Source organism: Rhizobium sp. SEMIA 4085, assembly GCF_013004495.1.
Lineage (GTDB): Bacteria > Pseudomonadota > Alphaproteobacteria > Rhizobiales > Rhizobiaceae > Rhizobium > Rhizobium gallicum.
The window spans coordinates 1-3,303 of record NZ_JABEPH010000509.1 but is presented as its reverse complement, the minus strand read 5'-3'; the positions used below and the strand labels follow the sequence as shown (position 1 = coordinate 3,303).

At 59.4% G+C, this 3,303-nt stretch carries 6 protein-coding genes; 2 read left to right on the top strand and 4 right to left on the bottom strand.

What is annotated here, in order from left to right; translation table 11 throughout:
• Nucleotides 1–99: 99 nt before the first annotated feature.
• From sctJ to C9413_RS30050, 4 genes are read right to left on the bottom strand one after another with little or no spacing between them, the layout of a single operon-like run.
• Complete coding sequence (gene sctJ, locus C9413_RS30065) at nucleotides 100–900, bottom strand: type III secretion inner membrane ring lipoprotein SctJ (RefSeq protein ID WP_040116139.1); 801 nt, start codon at nucleotides 898–900, stop codon at nucleotides 100–102.
• Entirely contained in the window at nucleotides 897–1,328 is a 432-nt protein-coding gene (locus C9413_RS30060; protein WP_040116138.1) for a hypothetical protein, read from the bottom strand. Before C9413_RS30060 ends, sctJ begins: the two co-directional genes overlap by 4 nt.
• A gap of 30 nt (nucleotides 1,329–1,358) precedes the next feature.
• The gene (locus C9413_RS30055; RefSeq protein ID WP_040116137.1) at nucleotides 1,359–1,544 is read right to left on the bottom strand and encodes a hypothetical protein; all 186 of its coding nucleotides are present in this window, start codon (nucleotides 1,542–1,544) and stop codon (nucleotides 1,359–1,361) included.
• On the bottom strand, nucleotides 1,541–2,164 hold the full coding sequence (locus C9413_RS30050; RefSeq protein WP_082046777.1) for a type III secretion protein: 624 nt from the start codon (nucleotides 2,162–2,164) through the stop codon (nucleotides 1,541–1,543). Before C9413_RS30050 ends, C9413_RS30055 begins: the two co-directional genes overlap by 4 nt.
• 404 nt (nucleotides 2,165–2,568) lie before the next feature.
• Here C9413_RS30050 and C9413_RS30045 point away from each other — a divergent pair, with 404 nt between their 5' ends.
• Nucleotides 2,569–2,730 (top strand): hypothetical protein, encoded by a 162-nt coding sequence (locus C9413_RS30045; protein ID WP_166677379.1) that lies wholly within the window; start codon nucleotides 2,569–2,571, stop codon nucleotides 2,728–2,730.
• A 124-nt stretch (nucleotides 2,731–2,854) separates the two neighbouring features.
• A partial coding sequence (locus tag C9413_RS30040; RefSeq protein ID WP_170251326.1) for an FHA domain-containing protein occupies nucleotides 2,855–3,303 on the top strand: 449 nt, incomplete at its 3' end.

Sequence of the window (3,303 nt, the reverse complement as noted above, 5' to 3'; positions counted from 1 at the left end):
TACGGCGGTGATGGACAGGGCGGGCCGGGGCGGTGCGGAAGGCCGCCCAGACGTTCTCCAGTCCGGCGGCTGCCGCGCCGTTTGCCGATGAGCGATCCGTCACTTTGCCGGACCGTAGGGCTGCAGCGGGTAGACTTTCCGCCGGCTGCTCTGCTTGCGCCATGCCAGATATCCGAGGCCGGCGATCGCGGCAAACAGGGCGCCGGCAAGACAGCCGACGATGAGCTTGGCCCTGGCCACGCTCGCGGGCAGCATCCAGATCCCCAGGAAAGATGTGAGTTGCGCCCCGGCAACCGGCTCGCTCGCCCGCGCGCTCGCCACGGGCACGACCGAGACTTTTTCGTAGGTGAGGCCGGATATGCTGTTGGCGACCAGCGTCTTGATCCGCGGTATCAGCGGATTGACGTCGAGATCTTTTTCGTGGCGGATGAAGACAGAGGCGGAGGCCGGTACGGCGTTGCGCTGCAGCGGGTCGTTGTCCGGGAGCACGACGTGGACGCGCGCCGAGAGGACGCCGTCAATCTCGGAAACAGTCCGGGAAAGCTCCTCGCTCAACGCGTAGATCATCTGTGCGCGTTCCTGCACGGGCGAGGCGACAAGGCCTTCCTGCTTGAACACGGTGCCGAGTGTCGCGAATTTCGCCTTGGGCAGCCCGGTCATGTTGAGCGCGGTCACGGCTTGCGAGAACTGATCCTCGTCGACCGTCACCGTCAGCTTGCCGTCCTTCTGCACGACCCGGCTCGCCGCTATGCCTTTCGAGAGCAGGGTTGCGACCATCTCGTTCGCCTCGCGTTCGTCAAGATTGGTGTAGAGATCGACGCTGCAAGCCTGCAGCGTCAAGACCATAAGCGCGAGCAGCAGACCGCGCGCAATCGATGAGGAGCGCCAGGAGATTTTCATTGACCTTTGACGAGGGTCATCGTTGCGCTTGTGAATTGCGTCGGGCCGCGCACGACCATCTGCGTTTCGATCGCATGATCGAAGATCCTCCCCAGCTCCTCGACCAGCCGTCCTGCTTCGCTGTCCGGTGTTCGCGTCACGCCCGATTGAGCGCCGGCCGCATCCGGCGCAAACGACTGCAATCCCGCAGATTGGTCCATCGGGGCGAAGAGCTCGGTGTTGCTTGCGAATTTGCCGGCGCGCTCCACGAAACCTTTCAGGTTGTCGACGATCGTCCGGCCAAGATCGGCCGGGCTTGCGCCGTGCGGCAGGGTTTGGGCGTTCTGCGCCGAATACTCGAACAGGCCATGCGAGGTGGCAGAGGCCGGATCCTGCGGCGCAGGGGACATTGCAAGCGTTGCATTCTCAACTGGCGGGACAACCGTCATGGTTGTGTCTCCTGCTGGCAAAAAGGGGGACTATTCCTCGTCGGACAAGGCTTCGTTCAGCACTTCCTGGGCGATCTTCATCATTTCCTGTCCGATCAACTGGCTACCGCCGCTTGCAACGGCTTGCTGCAAGGCCTCCTCGAATTGTGCCTGCGAGGGGTCCTCATTTTGCGTCTGGGTGGGTGTGTGCGCTGTCACGGCTACCGATCCGGTCATTTGTGCTCTCCTGCTGAGGTGTCGCCTGTGCTTGAATTTGCGGCCGTCTGGCGGCCTTTGCCGGCCAGATCGTCCGCAACCTCGTTGTGCTGGCCGCCGCGGAAGATCCGCACCCGGGGATCGTCCATCTGGGTCATGGGGGGCGGTTGAACGGATGAAACGACCTGCTTCACCATGGCGATGAAGGCAGGCGGACCTGAGACACGAATGGCCGGGGCGTTGGCGGTCGCGAGAACCGAGAAGCGCTCGTCCATGAGGTCCAACCGCTTGATCTCGTTTATGACCGACTGGCCGTTTGCCCTGCCGATATTGATGATCTGTGTCGCGAACTCGTCACTGGTATTGACGTGCAGAACCGAGCCGTCGAAATACCAGATCAGCCCGTTGGCCTGCGTCACCTTGTCGAGGAATCCGCCCGCCGTTTCGGCACGAATCTCGCCGCGTACTTGGCCACGGATTCGATCCGACAGGATGACCGGAATCGAAAGGTTGCGCCCGAACTCCTTCAGTGCGTCACGAACTTCCTGGCTGATCAAAACGTAGCTGTATTTGCTGCTGTACCAGCGCGGCATAGCTGCAAGGGCGGGATATGTGGGTGCCAGTATAGCCGTAGCTAACATAAAGAGCTTCCCCGCAACCATGACGTTCTTCATTTAAAACGTTCCGATTGTTCGCGTCGAGCAGCCAAAAAGCTATTACAGCAGCCGGGAATGCGCAACTCGCAGTTGGACAAAAATGATACCAATGTTATTTGCTAAACAAGCGAGAGCTGAAACACACTGAAAAATAACTGTGTTTCTTCAATGAGTAACAGTTTAATGACACTGAAACGTCGGTTTCAATCGTTTTAAATCACGACACATTACGCATTGTAAGATTATGTGATGCGCTTGGAAATTGTCAATTCCGAGCTTCAACTTTAACCATTGCTGCGCCCCTATGGAGGGGTGGTCGACTCGATGAGAACTGTACACCGGCGCTGGAGCCTTGCTCCCGGCCGGAATGAATTATCAAGGAGAAGACAATGGCAGTTTCCGGTGTAAGCGGTACGCAGACCTCGGACAATTCAATCAAGACGATGACGGAAGCCTTCGACAAGGCGATCGAGAAGTCTGCCGAGATTACCAAAATCACGACCGAAAAAAAGGTCGCCCTCGACGCCGCGAAGCAGCGTCCGAACGGCTAAGCACTAGCCGAGGGGCGACTTGCGTCGCCCCTCTCATCTCCATTGCAACGACTTGGCTGGACCGGGGCCGCGCTTTCAAGGTGGCGTCGGCATCTTTGGTATACGGCGAGCGAGGTGAGAGTTCATGGCATCCCATCTGGTCTTGAGGAATGCTGCTGCCGATTTGACACTCGACGTCCTCAACGGCGTGCACAGCGGCGTCTCCTTGCCTTTGGAAACCGGCTCCTACGTGATCGGTTCGGCCCCGGACTGCGATCTCATGCTCAGTGATCGCGACGTAAGCGCGCATCATATGCGTCTGCAGTTTGCAGGTTCCGAGGTGATGATCGAGGCAACCGGCGCGGACGTGATGGTGCAGGATACAAGCGTGCCCGTTGGCCACGGCCTTCACGTCAAAACCCCTGTGACTATTTCGCTTGGCACTGCGCGCCTCCGTCTTTGCCGGCCGCAACAGGCAGCGCCGGACAGGAAAGCGGAAAAGTCGAAGCGCACAACCTGGATGATCGGCTGCGTGGCGGCTTTCTCGCTTCTCACGATTGCGGCTGTCCAGGCAGGGATTGCAGACGTCGGCGA